This is a genomic window from Tamlana sp. 2_MG-2023, assembly GCF_030548465.1.
Lineage (GTDB): Bacteria > Bacteroidota > Bacteroidia > Flavobacteriales > Flavobacteriaceae > Pseudotamlana.
Genome location: NZ_JAUOSF010000007.1, coordinates 170615 through 185515, shown reverse-complemented (window position 1 = coordinate 185515; position 14901 = coordinate 170615). Strand labels below are relative to the sequence as shown.

17 protein-coding genes are annotated in these 14901 nt (G+C 34.1%); 6 read left to right on the top strand and 11 right to left on the bottom strand.

Annotated elements, in window-relative coordinates; translation table 11 throughout:
- Positions 1–71: 71 nt before the first annotated feature.
- Positions 72–212, top strand: coding sequence for a hypothetical protein (locus Q4566_RS13105; RefSeq protein WP_303421915.1), 141 nt, complete (start codon positions 72–74; stop codon positions 210–212).
- A gap of 117 nt (positions 213–329) precedes the next feature.
- Here Q4566_RS13105 and arsB read toward each other — a convergent pair whose 3' ends face one another.
- The 4 genes from arsB to Q4566_RS13085 all read right to left on the bottom strand — a co-directional run bounded on the left by arsB (position 330) and on the right by Q4566_RS13085 (position 2935).
- On the bottom strand, positions 330–1385 hold the full coding sequence (gene arsB, locus Q4566_RS13100) for an ACR3 family arsenite efflux transporter (protein ID WP_303421913.1): 1056 nt from the start codon (positions 1383–1385) through the stop codon (positions 330–332).
- 1 nt (position 1386) lies between these two features.
- Positions 1387–2004, bottom strand: coding sequence for a low molecular weight phosphatase family protein (locus tag Q4566_RS13095; RefSeq protein WP_303421911.1), 618 nt, complete (start codon positions 2002–2004; stop codon positions 1387–1389).
- A gap of 80 nt (positions 2005–2084) precedes the next feature.
- Positions 2085–2552, bottom strand: coding sequence for a DUF6428 family protein (locus Q4566_RS13090; protein ID WP_303421909.1), 468 nt, complete (start codon positions 2550–2552; stop codon positions 2085–2087).
- A gap of 50 nt (positions 2553–2602) precedes the next feature.
- On the bottom strand, positions 2603–2935 hold the full coding sequence (locus tag Q4566_RS13085) for a helix-turn-helix transcriptional regulator (protein WP_303421906.1): 333 nt from the start codon (positions 2933–2935) through the stop codon (positions 2603–2605).
- Positions 2936–3128: 193 nt separating this feature from the next.
- Here Q4566_RS13085 and Q4566_RS13080 point away from each other — a divergent pair, with 193 nt between their 5' ends.
- Positions 3129–5567, top strand: a complete 2439-nt coding sequence (locus Q4566_RS13080; RefSeq protein ID WP_303421904.1) for a T9SS type A sorting domain-containing protein — start codon at positions 3129–3131, stop codon at positions 5565–5567.
- Between the two features lie 85 nt (positions 5568–5652).
- Here the strand turns inward: Q4566_RS13080 and Q4566_RS13075 are convergent, their stop codons facing one another.
- Genes Q4566_RS13075 through Q4566_RS13065 form a run of 3 tightly spaced genes read right to left on the bottom strand, consistent with a single transcriptional unit; the run spans position 5653 to position 6544 of the window.
- A complete protein-coding gene (locus tag Q4566_RS13075) occupies positions 5653–5859 on the bottom strand; it encodes a hypothetical protein (protein WP_303421902.1) in 207 nt (68 codons plus the stop codon).
- Position 5860: 1 nt separating this feature from the next.
- On the bottom strand, positions 5861–6208 hold the full coding sequence (locus Q4566_RS13070) for a hypothetical protein (RefSeq protein WP_303421900.1): 348 nt from the start codon (positions 6206–6208) through the stop codon (positions 5861–5863).
- A gap of 6 nt (positions 6209–6214) precedes the next feature.
- A complete protein-coding gene (locus tag Q4566_RS13065) occupies positions 6215–6544 on the bottom strand; it encodes a YtxH domain-containing protein (protein WP_303421898.1) in 330 nt (109 codons plus the stop codon).
- Positions 6545–6789: 245 nt separating this feature from the next.
- Here Q4566_RS13065 and Q4566_RS13060 point away from each other — a divergent pair, with 245 nt between their 5' ends.
- Both Q4566_RS13060 and Q4566_RS13055 read left to right on the top strand, forming a co-directional pair.
- A complete protein-coding gene (locus Q4566_RS13060; RefSeq protein WP_303421896.1) occupies positions 6790–7212 on the top strand; it encodes a hypothetical protein in 423 nt (140 codons plus the stop codon).
- A gap of 8 nt (positions 7213–7220) precedes the next feature.
- Entirely contained in the window at positions 7221–7778 is a 558-nt protein-coding gene (locus Q4566_RS13055) for a hypothetical protein (protein WP_303421895.1), read from the top strand.
- 6 nt (positions 7779–7784) lie between these two features.
- Here Q4566_RS13055 and Q4566_RS13050 read toward each other — a convergent pair whose 3' ends face one another.
- Positions 7785–8660, bottom strand: coding sequence for a DNA-binding transcriptional regulator (locus Q4566_RS13050; protein WP_303421893.1), 876 nt, complete (start codon positions 8658–8660; stop codon positions 7785–7787).
- Positions 8661–8794: 134 nt separating this feature from the next.
- Here Q4566_RS13050 and Q4566_RS13045 point away from each other — a divergent pair, with 134 nt between their 5' ends.
- The gene (locus Q4566_RS13045) at positions 8795–9034 is read left to right on the top strand and encodes a hypothetical protein (RefSeq protein ID WP_303421891.1); all 240 of its coding nucleotides are present in this window, start codon (positions 8795–8797) and stop codon (positions 9032–9034) included.
- A 49-nt stretch (positions 9035–9083) separates the two neighbouring features.
- Entirely contained in the window at positions 9084–9329 is a 246-nt protein-coding gene (locus tag Q4566_RS13040) for a hypothetical protein (RefSeq protein ID WP_303421889.1), read from the top strand.
- Between the two features lie 222 nt (positions 9330–9551).
- On the opposite strand, the gene Q4566_RS13035 is transcribed toward Q4566_RS13040, so the two are convergent.
- Genes Q4566_RS13035 through Q4566_RS13025 form a run of 3 tightly spaced genes read right to left on the bottom strand, consistent with a single transcriptional unit; the run spans position 9552 to position 14852 of the window.
- Positions 9552–11231, bottom strand: a complete 1680-nt coding sequence (locus Q4566_RS13035; RefSeq protein WP_303421887.1) for a glycerol-3-phosphate dehydrogenase/oxidase — start codon at positions 11229–11231, stop codon at positions 9552–9554.
- A gap of 26 nt (positions 11232–11257) precedes the next feature.
- On the bottom strand, positions 11258–12097 hold the full coding sequence (locus Q4566_RS13030) for a S9 family peptidase (RefSeq protein WP_303421885.1): 840 nt from the start codon (positions 12095–12097) through the stop codon (positions 11258–11260).
- Between the two features lies 1 nt (position 12098).
- Positions 12099–14852 (bottom strand): PD-(D/E)XK nuclease family protein, encoded by a 2754-nt coding sequence (locus Q4566_RS13025; protein ID WP_303421883.1) that lies wholly within the window; start codon positions 14850–14852, stop codon positions 12099–12101.
- Between the last annotated feature and the right edge of the window lie 49 nt (positions 14853–14901).

Below are 14901 nucleotides of genomic sequence, written 5' to 3'. Positions count from 1 at the left end.
TAATACAACTTACCCGATTGTTTATCAAGATGTTTCGGATAGACTTGTACTTAATAAAAAACCTCAAAATCATGAATACTTTACACAATAATTTACAATTAGATAATGAAACTGAAATTTTAGGATACAATTTGTTTAAGTTCGTTTACCTAACCTTATTTATAGTGAGTTTAGGATCGCTTGTAACACATTTATTACTTTATGGGTTTTAAATAAGAAGAAGGAAGATTAGTTAGTAATTAAAAAAAGCTCCTATAAAGTTTAACTTTTAGGAGCTTTTTAACATCATAGAAATATATTATTTCTAATCGAGAGCGTGAAATTAATTTTTATGCTTTTTTAAGTGTATTTCCATAATACTTTTTACGTAACCAAAACGATACACGCACTAAGAGTATTAAGGCGGGAACTTCAACTAAAGGTCCTATAACTCCCGTAAATGCTTGTCCGGAATTTAATCCGAAAACGGCTATGGCAACTGCAATGGCCAATTCGAAGTTGTTGCCAGCAGCTGTAAAAGCTACTGCGGCTGTTTTATCGTACTCTGCACCCATGGCTCTTGTGAAAAAGAAACCAATGATAAACATAAGGGCAAAGTAGATGAGTAAAGGCACGGCAATGATTAACACATCCATTGGAATTTCAACAATCAATTCTCCCTTTAGTGAAAACATCACGACGATAGTAAATAAAAGCGCGATTAGGGTTAAGGGTGAAATGGCTGGAATAAATTTGTTGTTGTACCAATCTTCACCTTTTAATTTCACTAAAACCACACGACTTAAAATTCCTAGTAAGAAAGGAATACCTAAGTAAATGGCAACACTTTCAGCAATAGTTGCAATGGAGATATCTACAATGGCACCTTCAAACCCAAAGTAAGGCGGTAAAACTGTGATGAAAATCCAAGTATAGAAGCTATACGCAAATACTTGGAAAATACTGTTCAAGGCTACTAATCCAGCGCCGTATTCGGCATTGCCTTCGGCAAGGTCATTCCATACTAAAACCATGGCAATACACCGGGCTAATCCAATAAGAATAAGTCCTACCATATATTCAGGGTAATCACGTAAAAACGTAATGGCTAAAAAGAACATTAAAACAGGACCAACAATCCAGTTCAAAATAAGGGAAATGGATAAGATCTTTGTGTTTTTAAAGACCTTCGGTAGTAAGGCATAATTCACTTTTGCTAGTGGCGGATACATCATTAAAATAAGTCCGATGGCAATAGGAATATTTGTGGTGCCCACGCTAAACGAATCGATTACATCTGGAAATGATGGTACGAAATAGCCAATACCAACACCTATAGCCATGGCGATAAAAATCCAAAGGGTCAGGTAACTGTCTAGAAAACTCAGTTTTTTATTTGAAGCCATTTTAAGCGTTTATTTGATTGAATACATAAAATAATTCAGTTGCTATTTGCAAGCTTCGTTCGTTGTATTTTTCAGCCTGTTGCGGCGTATTGTCAAAAGCTTTTGGATCTTCAAAAGTAATTGGGATACGTTTTTCCGCACCAGCGATAAATGGACAACCGCCATCAGCTTGTGAGCAGGTCATTATTGCAGCAAATTCAGATGATGGGTTGAAGTTTGCATCTAGTTTTTTAGAAAATCCAATAATAGGATGTGCATTAGCTGTGTATTTAATGCTGTACACTGGGTTTTTTTCTTCGGAAAGAGTTTCTATTTCAAATCCTGTGTTTGCTAAAGTTTCGGCAGCCATAGGGAAAAGGGCTGTAGCTTCGGTGCCTCCAGAATAACAAAACACATTTTTAATGTTAAAATGATAGGCTAATGTTTGTGCCCAAACTTGTGATAAATGACTGCGACGTGAGTTATGTGTACAGATAAAGTTGATACGAATGTCTTGATTCGCATCAACTTTAGTTTGTATAAAATCAACTAAAGGCTGTAAAGTTTCTTTACGTTCCTTCGAAATGGTTTCAACGTTTAGTGTTGAAATCGTGGTTTCAATATTCTTAAAAAGGCTCATTTTTTGTTTGATTGTATGTTATGAATGATGTGATGCTGATGCTTATTTAGCACATGGTTGTTTAAAATATCTTGTGTTGATTAACAACAACCGCTACTTGGTGAGCAACATGATGAAGCTTCAACTTCCGATAATTTTATTTTTGGTTTTTCTTCAGGAATACCACAGTTGTCTTTTGCTAAGCAATCGGTTTGCTTGGTGGTCAACAGAAAATTGGTACCGTCAAAATCCAATCCGTATTTGCCAATAGTGGAATCTTGATACTCCACTTCAATTTCTAAATCACCTATTTCTAAAGCTTTTTCAGAAAGTTCAATAATGTTTAATAGCTTTTCGGGATGTAATCTGTGATCATAATCATTGGCATTCCATAGTTGAAAATTAGCCACTTCTTCATGTCTTACTGTGCCACCACAATCTATAAAGTGTTTTGTGATTTTTCCAACTTCGGTCACGTGAAAATGACTTGGAACTAGAGTGCCGTTAGGCAATTGAAATGCAATTTTGTTTAAAGTACTTAACTTGTTTTTTACTTCTGAAAGTTTCATAACTATATTTGTTTATTGCGATATCGCGATTAATAAATGTAAATTTTTTTTTAACAACAGTCGTTTTTCTTAGGGATGTCTTGGTCTAAAAACTCAGACATGACTGTTTTCATTGTAGCCCACTTTTCATGGTTAATACAGTAACAAACGCTGGTGCCTTCAACATTCCCTTTAATTAAACCTAAATGCTTGAGTTCTTTTAAATGCTGTGAAATGGTTGGCTGAGCTAAACCAATTTCGTTGACTAAATCTCCACAAACACAAGAGTCGATTTTAAATAAATATTGTAAAATAGTAACCCGAGCAGGATGACTAAATGCTTTTGAAATTATAGAAATTTCGTTTTGTAAGTCGGTAAACATTTCTGTTTTTGATACGCCCATAGTACTTTGTATTTGTATATTGCAATATTACGATAAACAAATTTGATGTGCTAATTTCTTGAATTTTTTTTTATAATGTTGATTTTGGTGATTGGATAATTGAGACTGCAAATTGGTTAATATGTATCTGTTCGGCAAGGTCATGCTGCGCTAATTTTGGTATTTCGCTTAGAATAATAAAAATTGCTTTTTTATGATAAAGAATTTCTTAATAGCTTTTATGTTTATAAGTGGCCTTGCTTTGGTTGAGGGCCAAACGGTTTTAGGTGTTAATGAAGTCATGATTACAGGGTATAATGCTGATGATAAAGGTGCTGACCAGTTTACTTTTGTTGTGTTAACCGATATTGACCCTGGTAGAATAATTAAATTTACTGATATAGGATGGTCTAATTCGTTAAACAGGTTCATTTCTGGGGGAGGTAACGGTAATGCTGAAGGGGTTTTAGAATGGACAGCGCCTGCGACTGGTATTGATTGTGGTACGGAAGTGTTTTTGTTTACAGGAACAGGAGTGAATCAAAGTGATTGGACTTGCACTTTTGGTACGGCAACCGAAACAGATAATGGATTCGGTTTACAAGGGGTTAATGATCAGATTATTGCCTTTGATGGAAATTTTAGCAGTCCAGTTATGGTTCATGCGATCATGTATGGCGCAAGGGGGTGGGGAGATACAGCTGCTGCGGATGCTCAGTTCTCTGATATTCCTCCAGGTTTAACCGATGGTCCATCGGCTATTTACTATGGAAATAATACTTCAGGGGCTTACGATTGTTCTACGGTTATTGGTATCTCAGATATTGAAACCGAAATTGCTGTTGAAAATAACTGGAATTTACTTCCTCGAAGAACGGTTTCAACAGATCCTCCAGTTTACCTCCCTCTTGGTGGTTGTAATTATTCATGCTGCCCTAGTAATATATGGGATGGGAGCAATTGGTCTCTCGGAGTAGTACCTACAATTAACGAGTCTGCTATTTTAACGGCAGATTATGACACTTTTGTAAATGGACCTTTAGAAACCTGTTCTTTATTTATTAATGCTGGAGCTACGCTGAGAGTTCGTGAAGGTGCCTATGTAGAAGTTGATCATGATGTAACAGTAGACGGGAATTTAGAGGTAGATAGCGAATCGAATTTTGTGCAAAACTATTACTTAGGCAATTTTACCGATAATTCTTCTGGAGGAGTGAAACTTACAAAAACTAAAGTTTCTAACAGTAATGTGGAATATACGTATTGGAGTTCACCAGTGGAAAATACCACTATTGAAAATGCTTTAGCAGGTACGCCATCCGGAAGACGGTATTGGTTTAATGCTGCTAATTTTGAGGATCTACTAGCAGAACAATCTGGTAATGCTGGTGTTTATGTAGCTGGGCAAGATGATATTGATGATGATGGAGATGATTGGCAGCGTGCTAGTGGTGCGATGATTCCTGGTGTGGGTTATGCTTCTTTTCCAAAGTCGGGAAGTAACGATTATGATTTTGTAGGTACTTTTAATACGGCAGAAATAACCGTTCCCGTTGTGGCAAACAGCCCAAGTTATACCAATTGGAATTTAATAGGAAACCCATATCCTGGCGCTATTTCGGCCGATGATTTTTTAACTGAAAATACATCACTGTTAAACGGTACTATATATTTCTGGGATCAGGTTACAGCTGCCGATGCTGGAACTATAGGAAATGAGCAGCAAAATTTCTCTCAAGACGATTACGCTTTTTATAATCTCTCAGGAGGTACTGGAACAGCAGGGGCCGGCAATTCTGGTGTTCATCCAAATGGCTATATAGCCTCTGGGCAAAGCTTTTTTGTTGCAGCTATAAATTCAGGCGATGTAGTTTTTAAAAACAGCATGCGCGGTGATACATATGATAATACACAATTTTTTAAAGTTTCCAACAGTAAGCAGGTAGGAGTTGTAAACGATAAACTTTGGATTAATCTAACCTCTAATAGCGGCGTGTTCAGTCAGGTGTTAATTGCATACGTAGATGGAGCTACAAATGGTTTCGATGGCGAAGTTTACGATGCTAAACTATTAAACAATAAAAAGTTTGCCACGCTTTATACCCAGATACCAAACGATGCTTCTAAATTTAAAATTCAAGGAAAAGCAAAACAGAGTATTGATATTCATGAAAGTATAGCTCTAGGTTTTGATAATCATATTATAGAGCAAACAGAATTTACCATTAGCCTAGATCGTCTACAAGGACACTTTTTAAGCGCTTCGCCTATTTATTTACTAGATAAAGCTTTGAATGTCAAGCATAATTTGGTCGATTCGGGGTATACTTTTGTTAGTGATGTTACAGGTGATTTCTCTGATAGATTCCAAATTGTATTTAATGCAAATGCTTTGTCAGTTGAAAAAGTTGAAACAGCTGTGCCTAACTTTTTTCTGGGGCAAACCAAAAACCAGTTAATGTGTGATACAAATAACAAAGACATCGAAATAGAAAATATCCAAATCTATGACATGTTAGGGCGTTTACAAGCTGATTTGGAAATAAACGCATCCGAAACACAGGTAGATATAAGTCATTTGAGCCATGCGATATACGTTGTTCAAGTACAGTTTTCAAATGGTGAAAGTTTAAGAACAAAGATTATAAATTAACAATATTAAGTACGAAAAAAAGCTGTTGTAAGTTTCCTCACAACAGCTTTTGTATTTTATAAACGCCTTCGTTTTTAGATATGATTTACCTATTGAAAATTTTCTTAACAAGATATTTTGTAGAATAATTGGTAACCAACCATCTCAAACTCGTAGGAATCCAATTTACGGGATTTAAACTTTCTGTATAGTCATGTTTTAAGGTTTTAAATTCTTCCAAGGCAATCTTACGTTCTAAATCTAAAATCTTTAAATCGCGCTCTAGGCTTTCTGTATCTTTATATGATTTCATATTAATTAAAAAACTTTTCAGAGAGTGTTTTGACTATAAAATTGCTCATATGTTTTCTTAGCATAAAAGCAATTAAAGAAAGTAGAATAAAAACGCCTCCAACAATTAAAAAACCATGGGTATAGTTTCCTAAAGCTTTACCAATAAGAAATGCCGCTGCTATAGCGATAAATGTTAAACCAATCATTAACATGCTTCCAATGAATATAGTTTTAAAAACGATACCAAAAGAGGCAGTTAATTGTTGGAATATTTTAAGTTTATAATAATCGTAAGTGGTATTAAAAAACTTCTCACTTACTGCTTTTGCTTTTCTGTTTGTATCGGCTAAAGAGTCGTTTAAACTCATAAATGGTTATGATTTTTGTAAGTTTTTGTTTTTCTCTTTAAGATCTTTTAGTTTTTTCTCAAGCGTTGAAATAATATCGTCTGCTTTGTAGCTTACATCTGAAACAATAGATTCTACATGTTCATCTAAACTTTTCTTTTGTGTAGAAGCTGTACTCATAGCTTGCTCTTTAAGTTCGTGTGCTAAATCAGATATTTTATGCTTCGCTGTATCAGCCTCGTCACTTAAACGTTGTCTTGTATTTACGCCTTTATCTGGAGCAAATAAAATTCCTAAAACCGCACCAATTGCAGTTCCTGCTAAAAGTCCTAAAAATGTGTTACCATTATCATTCATAATATTTATTATTTAAAAATTAATGCAATACAAGAATACAATATACAAAATGATTTAATCACTTAAAAGTTTTAAGTGATTAAAAGTAGGCTTATGCTTACTTCAAAAAACCACTCATTTTGAAATATATATGTCTTGCGTAGTGTAAATGTATTTCATGTATGGAAAGATATTGCCGACACGTCATGTCGTGCTGATAATCTGTAGTTTAAGTTAATTTTGTGTAGAATAAAAACATTTATACTGTGGTTAATTTATTAAGAAGTAAGCATGAAGAACTAGGTTTTCAAACGAATACCAATGTTAAAGCATTAAGCATGAGTTTAAATAATGAGCAGATGGAAGCGATGGTGCATTCCTTTTTGATGGTTATGATGGCTGATGAACATGAATTAAACTTGAAAATGTATAATTATATACATGAGCAATTTGATGCCATTGGATTTGATATTAAAAAACAATATGTGCATAAATACGCATCGAGAGCAGATGACGAAGCTTATGCTGTTCTTGAACAATTAACTGTTGAACAAAAAAAATGGTTTGCTATAGCACTTCATGATATGTTATATAAACTTGGCACACTTCCTTCGTTTAAACAAGTAGAGCAATATAATATTATAAGAAGAAAGTCGTTGAATACTTATATGCAAGAAGCTAATTACTAAATTTATTTATGAAGTTAACCGCATTAACTGAATTCAAAAATCTACAAACCCAAGGTCTTTTTTCATTTAAAGACGTGCAAGCCTGGCTCTTGAAATATGAGGCTTTTTATAAAGATGTAAAATACAATTGGCATTGCCCGAATTCTGGTTGCCAGCATAAATTTACTGGTTGTTGCTCTTGTGATACAAAGCCAGATGCTTATCTTTTTGTAACATTGTATGATAAACTTTTAGAATTTTCGCATTATGAGAAATATGAAGCTTATGCTTTAGGTGAATTGAATGATTATAATGCTATTAAACACGATGCATCCAAAGTCAAATCCTGGGTGATTAGAAATGAAAATATTGCAGGAAATGCCTGTTTTGAATTTCTAATGAATTACCATGCTTATAACGACACACCAACCAATCTATTAGTTGTTGATTCCAAATTACTAGGTTATGACGTGTTTGTGAGTCAAGAAGCATTTAAATCCCTCGTTCAATTTTTAGAAACATTTGATGAGCTCTTTTGGATTCAAAAAATATATCCAGAAAGTGATATTTTATGCGTTTTTGATTAACGTTCGTTAATCATCAAACAAAAAATGATTAAAATTTCCTTCAACAAATCGTGGTGGGAAATCTAAATTCAATTGCTCTTGCAGCACTTTATCTTCCCAAACGTTTTTTAATCCTATTTCTAGATTTAAATTGTAATTATCATCACGTTCCGTGTAGCCACATAACACGTAGTTTTTGTTTTCTAGATTTCTAAAATATCTAAAAAATTGCGCCATTACATAAAAAATGGTTTCGTTACAATCGCCTGTAATATCATAACGGTAATAAATAGGGCGTTCTACGTGAGTGGGGTTAATTAAATCGGTTGCACGTAGATTTTTATTTGATATTTCTCTATTTCTTAGTTTCTGGTAGGTATCCTCTTTTAGAGGTAAAACAATGCAATGGCCGGCGTAATAACCTGTTTTACCCGCAAACACAAAATTAAGTTCAGGTAGTAATCTTACCGCTTCTGTAATTAAATCATTATTTACATAGGTATCATCCTTATATTGAGAATCTATGAAATGATCGATGTGTTTAAGGTCTAAATCACAATCAATAGTTCGAATATTTTGTGTAGTAAGGTCTATCTGATCTTTATACCAAGACAAACTTGGAAGCTTGTTATTTTGTTCAGAAAGTGAATATTTTCTAGTCTTAAAACTATAATATGTTGGTATGGGTATGGTGGCATTCAAGTTATGAATGAGCTGATAAGGCATTAAAGTAGCCAAAACAATATCTTCTTCTTTTTCAGATTTCACTAAAGTTAGATTCTTTTCCCAACGTTGTATGGTTCTTAAATCAACTTTAATACTTGCGGCGAAGTCTGTTTGAGATAGGTCGTTAAACTCGCGATAATCGCAAAAAAGCTCGCCTATGGAGTAATATCTTTTCATTAAAAATTTAAAATGGTCATTAAATATAACTAAAATATCATCATGACATTTCATGTCGCAATGATAATCGGTATTAGAACTTAGTTTTGTGTTTAGTAAATCAAGCCCTATTGGGTTTCCTTATACCAATTACGATGGATCAAAATATAAAAAGTAACAAATATAGACCAATTACGGCATTAGAGCGCAGTGTTTTCTTATATCTGCATATGCTTTCTAAGTTTAGAAAAAATGATTTATATGGTACAGGGCCTGCTTTGTCGAGTTTGTTTATGATTTCTTTAGAGAAAGCAGAAGATTTATTGGTGCAATGGATGATTAATTTTAGAAAGGATGCAACGTATAGTTTAATATATGTGCCTAGCCAGCCTTAAAAATGAATTGGCCATTATTCTCCAATATTTAAGCATTGATATTTGTAGTATGCATATAATTTTAAGTAAAATAAAAGAAATAGAAAACACCATAGCACGTGATGGGAATTGCAATGTGGAGCAGTTAAAAGCAGCTTCAAGTGTGAAAAACTTATTGCTTCAAATTGACTATAAGTCGGAGCATATTTCCGATTTTTCTTTGAACAAGATGGTCAATCTTTTGAATTTTATAAAAGATGATGCGTTATCGGCTGAAGAAGAAGCGCTGGTAAAAGAAATTCTAAAAGAATTATAAGTACCTATGACACAGTATGTCGCAATACAAAGACATATACTATCGTAAATTTGTAGAGTAATTAAAGTACAAGTGCTAAGGTTAATAAAAGTTTTTAAGATAACGGTTAATTAGAAATTAGAATGGGATTAATAGCAATTTGAAAGTTTGATTTTTAAGTTTGAGAGGGTAGTGGAATTTTATTTCAGCGCCCTCTTTTTTTTGATTTCATTTTGCCTTCTGCTACTCGAATTCTTTATCATAATATGTGGTGGCATCTTGGATTAATTTCTCCAGTTTTTCATTCTCTAACATCACTCTTTGGTTGTCCCAATTTAAGTACATGATACAATCGGTTAAAATAATATCACGGTACTTGTCAACACTTGAAATATCAAAATATAAGCGCCCCGTTCGTCTCACAAAAAAATCGCTTAAGCTGTTTACCATTTCATAGTTTATAGAAAACCAAAGTTCGGCTCTAATTAGGCGTTCAAGAATGTTTTCGTTTTCAAAGTCTTTTGATTTGCTTAAAATATGATCTGCTTGACTTCCGTAGTTTGAACAAAAATACCAGGCGTGATAAGGGTCAGATACCCCTAAGTCGTTTAGTTGATCTATTAGTTTATTTCGAAAATCAAGAACGTCTTCATCTGTATGTAGTTTAGGATCTACCAAAGTGATATGCTCTGTTTGTGAAGCCACTAATTTGTCTTTTTCATCGGAATTTAACTGGTCTAAAACAGCGTCTAAAGCGCGTTGAGCCATTTTTCTATAGCCAGTGAGTTTTCCGCCTGCAATTGAAATTAACCCGGTATCTGATACAAATAATTCATCTTTTCTTGATAATTCTGAAGGCGCTTTATCATCTTCATGAATTAATGGTCTTAATCCCGCCCAATTAGATTCCACGTCGTTCACGGTTAAATGAATTTCAGGGAAGGTTTTGTTAATAGCATTTAATAAATAATCCACGTCGCTTTTAGTAGCTACAACACGGTCTTTGTTGCCTGTGTAATTGGTGTCTGTCGTACCAACGTAAGTGACGCGTCCTCTAGGAATAGCAAAAATCATTCGGCCATCATCAACATCAAAATATATAGATTGTTTTATTGGTAATTTATCCTGCGGAAATACAAGGTGCACGCCTTTGGTTAAATGTAAGTGTTTGTGGTTTATAGAGTGGTCTTTGGTTCTAATTATATCTGCCCAAGGACCCGTTGCTGAAATGTAACTTTTGGCAGCAATTGTAAAACTGTGATTGGAATTATAGTCTATGCAGTTTAAACTTTCAATTTTGGAATGTACGTTATAATTGAAATCCTGCATTTCGCAGTAATTAATAATTGTTGCTCCAAATGATGCTGCTTTTTTTAATACTTCTAAGGTCAAACGCGCATCGTCAGTACGGTATTCTGCATATACTGCACCTCCGATAGTAACTGTTTTATCTAATAAAGGTTCTTTTTCTAATGTTTCAGCTTTGTCTAGCATAATTCTGCTATCATCACCATGAACATCTGCTAGAAAATCATAGACTTTCAGGCCTATGGAAGTCATTATTTTACCATAAGTGCCACCTTCACTAAGAGGCAAAAGCATTTTTTCTGATGTGACTAAATGAGGGGCTAGTTTATGAACAATAGCACGTTCCGACCCAGATTCACGAACTAAACCTACTTCAAATTGCTTTAAGTACCGTAACCCGCCATGAATGAGTTTTGTTGACTTATTACTGGTTCCAGATGCAAAGTCATTTTTTTCAACAAGGCAAACGTTCATGCCTCTTGAAGCCGCATCTAAGGCAATGCCGGCTCCTGTAATACCACCACCAATTATGGCTAAATCAAAAGTGTTAGATTGTAGTTTTTTTATTTGATGCTTTCTGTTTAATATGGAAAACGGTGATTCAGTTTTTGGCATACATGAAACGGACTTTTTTAGTTTTCTTATTTTAAAAAGTGACTGGTAGTTTCTACTACTTCCTTTAAATGTGTAGGGAGACTACTTTTTTCCCAGGGATGAGATGCACCAAACACATGATTAGCACCTTCAATAGTTTTATAGACGCTATCAGGTTTCCAAGAATGAAGATTATTAGCTTCTTCAATAAGAACGCTGGTATCCTCATCACCATGAATGATGAGGAATGGTTTTTTTAATTTTGATACAGCACGTTTGATGTCAAGGCGTTCAGAATTAGTGATGAAATCTTCATAAAACTGATAAAAATGTGGCATTTGTTGCTTGGTTCGACCGTTTTCAACATATTTTACACCATCTTTTTTCCATTGTTCCGCATCTCCTGAAATAGGGTAGCGGTTGGCATAATCGCTTACTCCAGCTAAACTAATTACTTTTTTAATGCGTGAATCTTTTTCAGATTTTATAGACACGATACCACCGGCTCTGCTATGTCCCATAACATTGATGCTGTTTGTGTCTATTTCATTTTTATAAACTGAATTTTCTGAAATCCAATTAATAATGGTTTCTAAATCGTCTAATTCTTTAGTGTAATTATTGTTTCCGAAAGCTTCTAAGTCTGGAAAATCGATGGGTTGTTCTGGTGTTCCTCCGTTAAAGGCAAAATTGAATTTAATAAAAAAGAAACCATTTTCCGCGAAAGCGTTTGCCATAAGGTCCCACGCGCCCCAATCTTTAAAACCTTTGTACCCATGACAAAAGATAAGTATAGGTTTTGGTTTTTGGTTTTCGATGAAAAACACATCCGTTAGAATGGGTTTACCATGTTTGCCTGCTATTGTGATGTTCTTCGTAATTTTCATACTAAACTTCTTTTTCTGTGAAATCTATATTCGGATTGCAAATTTCTAGAATGAGTGCTTTTAATTCAGTTTCAAAAGCTGAAATGGTTTCTTCTGAAATCAGCGTGTTTTTTGATCGGCTACCACTTTCTTTTTTTGAAAACTTCAAAAATCCTGAACTCAAATTTTTAAATGAAATGATACCAGCTTCAATAGGTAATTTTAATTGACTGGATTGTTGCATCATATAGGCATAAGCTAGAATTTGAAAACTTTTACTGAATTTTTTGTAATCTGTTGTGATGTCTTCCCAATTTACAATTTCTACTTGATTCTGATCAACTTTTCCTGTTTTATAGTCTATAATTCTTATGATTCCATTGCATTCGTCAACTCGGTCTACTTTTCCGCGTAGTTTCACTGGGAAATCTAATTCTGGAATATCTATTAAGACATTGTTATCAGCTTCAATAGCAATAATCTTTATTTTGTTACCAGCTTTTAAACTTTTAATTTCTAAATCTAAAAAGTTCGAAACATAACGTTTTGCAATTTCAGAAATGATGAGGTTTTTTCCTTTAGTAATATCTCCTTCTTTATATTCTTTTTTAAAATGATAGGAGACACGTTCTTCAATTTTTGATCTTAAGGCATTTATAATGTCTACAGTTATAAAAGTATTTTTTAGAGGATCGTAGAAGTCTTCAAGTGTGTTGTGAACTACAGTTCCTAATGTGTTTGCTGCAACAGTTTCTTCCACATCGTTATGGTCTCTAATCTTTAAGATTTTCTGGTAATAAAAATCTATCGGATTTCTCATGTAAGTAGTAAGTGAGGATGGCGAGAAGCCTTCTCCTGCTAATTCGGCGAGCGCTAAGCTTAATTTAGGTGTTTTCTTTACCACATTGAGCTTTTGTTCTATAATAGGCACCTGAGGCGCTATAATGTGCTGTTTTATGTCGTGGATGCCTTCAAGCTCCAATTGGGTAATGAATCTACTTTTTTCACCTCCGGTTAAGACATCGGCTTCGGTGTTGTATAATATAAATACATTTTTTGCGCGTTGCAGTAACCTGTAAAAGTGGTAGGTGTAAACGGCGTCTTTTTCTTTGTATGTCGGTAATTTGTTTTCAATTTTTACATCAAACGGAATAAAAGAATTGTTGCTTTTTCCGGAAGGTAAGACACCTTCATTTACAGATGAAATGATAACCGTTTCAAAATCTAAAACACGAGATTCTAGCATCCCCATCACTTGTAGACCTTGTAGGGGTTCACCTTGAAAATCTAGGGATTCTGAACTTAATAATTCTTTGTAAACACTGTATAAAGTTGAAATGTCAGAAATGTGTTTGTGTGTGGTGTTTAAACTGATTAGTGCATTAAACAGTTCATTGAATCGGAATAGATATTCTAAAGATAAAATGTTTGATTCGGTATCTTCATCTAAACATTTTTTAATGGTTAAAATGAGTTTGGAACAATTGTTTAAGGCCTTATCGACTGAAGTATTCCAGTTTGAAAAAAGTAATTCTAATACTTCTAAAGGCTGATCGGCGATTTTCTTTAAACGGGAAATATTCAGATATACTAGATTATTAGTATCAATCGTTTCTATGAGTATTGTAGCGTAATCCACATCATCAATATAAAAAAGAGGCCTTATGTATTGATGGGATATGATTTTAACGACATCCTTAAAGTAAAACGATTTTGAAGTTGTCTTATGCAGATTAAATAAGGCATCGAAAAGTGACGCTAAGGGAATCGATTTTAACGGAAACCCCATAGTGATATTTAAGGCATTTATAGTGTTTGGGATGGAGTTCAATACGGGAATGAGTAAATTTTCATCGCCTAAAACCACAGCCGTATTTTCTAAATCAGGATTTTCTTTTTGTAAATCGTTTAATAGCGTACCTATGTATTTCGCTTGTCCGATATTTTTAGGAACCCCAAAGACAGAAATGTTTTTAGGTTTGGAATAGTTATCTGTGATCCACTCAAAAGGGTTGGTGTTAAAAAAGTTCCAGTTTTTTTTATGCTGTCTTGTAAATAAGGCGGCATCATGTAATTTGTTTTCGAGGAAGACTTGATCTATATCCCAGTATATTTTGGCTAAGCCATGTTCAAGTAAGGCTTGAATGATAATTTCTTCGGCAGTATTTAAGGCATTAAAGCCTAAGAATACATGTTGTGTCTTGTTGTTGCTTTGGATATAAGACTCTATACGTGCGGCTGCTTTTCTGTATATTAGACCTTGATAACCAAGGTTGTTTTCAATAAGGTGTTTCGTGAAGTGCTTATAGTAATCGAATAGCTTATTCCAGAATGCTAAATAGTTTTTAACGAATTCTGTTTTAGGTTCTTCTAGCGACCAGTGTTTTAAATCTTCAATAGCTGCGAGATATTCAAAAATATGTTCTTGCGGAATGAGGTAGCGATCTATTTCATTAAAGTCTTGAAGCAATATTTGAGCCCATTTGGAGAAGGTTTCAAAAGTGTCTATTTCATCACCTTTCGAAATTTCAAGGTATGAATTGTAGAATTCAAAAAGTAATTCGGTATTCGAAATACTTTTTAACTGAGAGATTTCCTCAACGAATTCTTCGATGCTAATAATTCTGGGTGCAAAAAGTGTTTCTTCTAGAACTTGCGGGAGTTGGTCTTTTAAAAATACACCAGCACGTTTACTGGGCAATACAAATGTAACTTCAGAGAAGTTTGTTTGATTTATTTTTAAATCTTGTAGTACGTCAAGGATAAATGTTGTCATGTTATAAAAATAAAAAACGCTTCGGTTTCCCGAAGCGTTTTTCTTAATC

What these genes read in the sequence shown, in the direction of transcription:
- Q4566_RS13045 (WP_303421891.1), top strand. Translation starts at nt 8,795, where the DNA reads ATGGATCAAAATATAAAAAGTAACAAATATAGACCAATTACGGCATTA.
- Q4566_RS13080 (WP_303421904.1), top strand. Translation starts at nt 3,129, where the DNA reads ATGATAAAGAATTTCTTAATAGCTTTTATGTTTATAAGTGGCCTTGCT.
- arsB (WP_303421913.1), bottom strand. Translation starts at nt 1,385, where the DNA reads ATGGCTTCAAATAAAAAACTGAGTTTTCTAGACAGTTACCTGACCCTT.
- Q4566_RS13090 (WP_303421909.1), bottom strand. Translation starts at nt 2,552, where the DNA reads ATGAAACTTTCAGAAGTAAAAAACAAGTTAAGTACTTTAAACAAAATT.
- Q4566_RS13070 (WP_303421900.1), bottom strand. Translation starts at nt 6,208, where the DNA reads ATGAGTTTAAACGACTCTTTAGCCGATACAAACAGAAAAGCAAAAGCA.
- Q4566_RS13050 (WP_303421893.1), bottom strand. Translation starts at nt 8,660, where the DNA reads ATGAAAAGATATTACTCCATAGGCGAGCTTTTTTGCGATTATCGCGAG.
- Q4566_RS13065 (WP_303421898.1), bottom strand. Translation starts at nt 6,544, where the DNA reads ATGAATGATAATGGTAACACATTTTTAGGACTTTTAGCAGGAACTGCA.
- Q4566_RS13075 (WP_303421902.1), bottom strand. Translation starts at nt 5,859, where the DNA reads ATGAAATCATATAAAGATACAGAAAGCCTAGAGCGCGATTTAAAGATT.
- Q4566_RS13035 (WP_303421887.1), bottom strand. Translation starts at nt 11,231, where the DNA reads ATGCCAAAAACTGAATCACCGTTTTCCATATTAAACAGAAAGCATCAA.
- Q4566_RS13105 (WP_303421915.1), top strand. Translation starts at nt 72, where the DNA reads ATGAATACTTTACACAATAATTTACAATTAGATAATGAAACTGAAATT.
- Q4566_RS13095 (WP_303421911.1), bottom strand. Translation starts at nt 2,004, where the DNA reads ATGAGCCTTTTTAAGAATATTGAAACCACGATTTCAACACTAAACGTT.
- Q4566_RS13030 (WP_303421885.1), bottom strand. Translation starts at nt 12,097, where the DNA reads ATGAAAATTACGAAGAACATCACAATAGCAGGCAAACATGGTAAACCC.
- Q4566_RS13055 (WP_303421895.1), top strand. Translation starts at nt 7,221, where the DNA reads ATGAAGTTAACCGCATTAACTGAATTCAAAAATCTACAAACCCAAGGT.
- Q4566_RS13040 (WP_303421889.1), top strand. Translation starts at nt 9,084, where the DNA reads ATGCATATAATTTTAAGTAAAATAAAAGAAATAGAAAACACCATAGCA.
- Q4566_RS13085 (WP_303421906.1), bottom strand. Translation starts at nt 2,935, where the DNA reads ATGGGCGTATCAAAAACAGAAATGTTTACCGACTTACAAAACGAAATT.
- Q4566_RS13025 (WP_303421883.1), bottom strand. Translation starts at nt 14,852, where the DNA reads ATGACAACATTTATCCTTGACGTACTACAAGATTTAAAAATAAATCAA.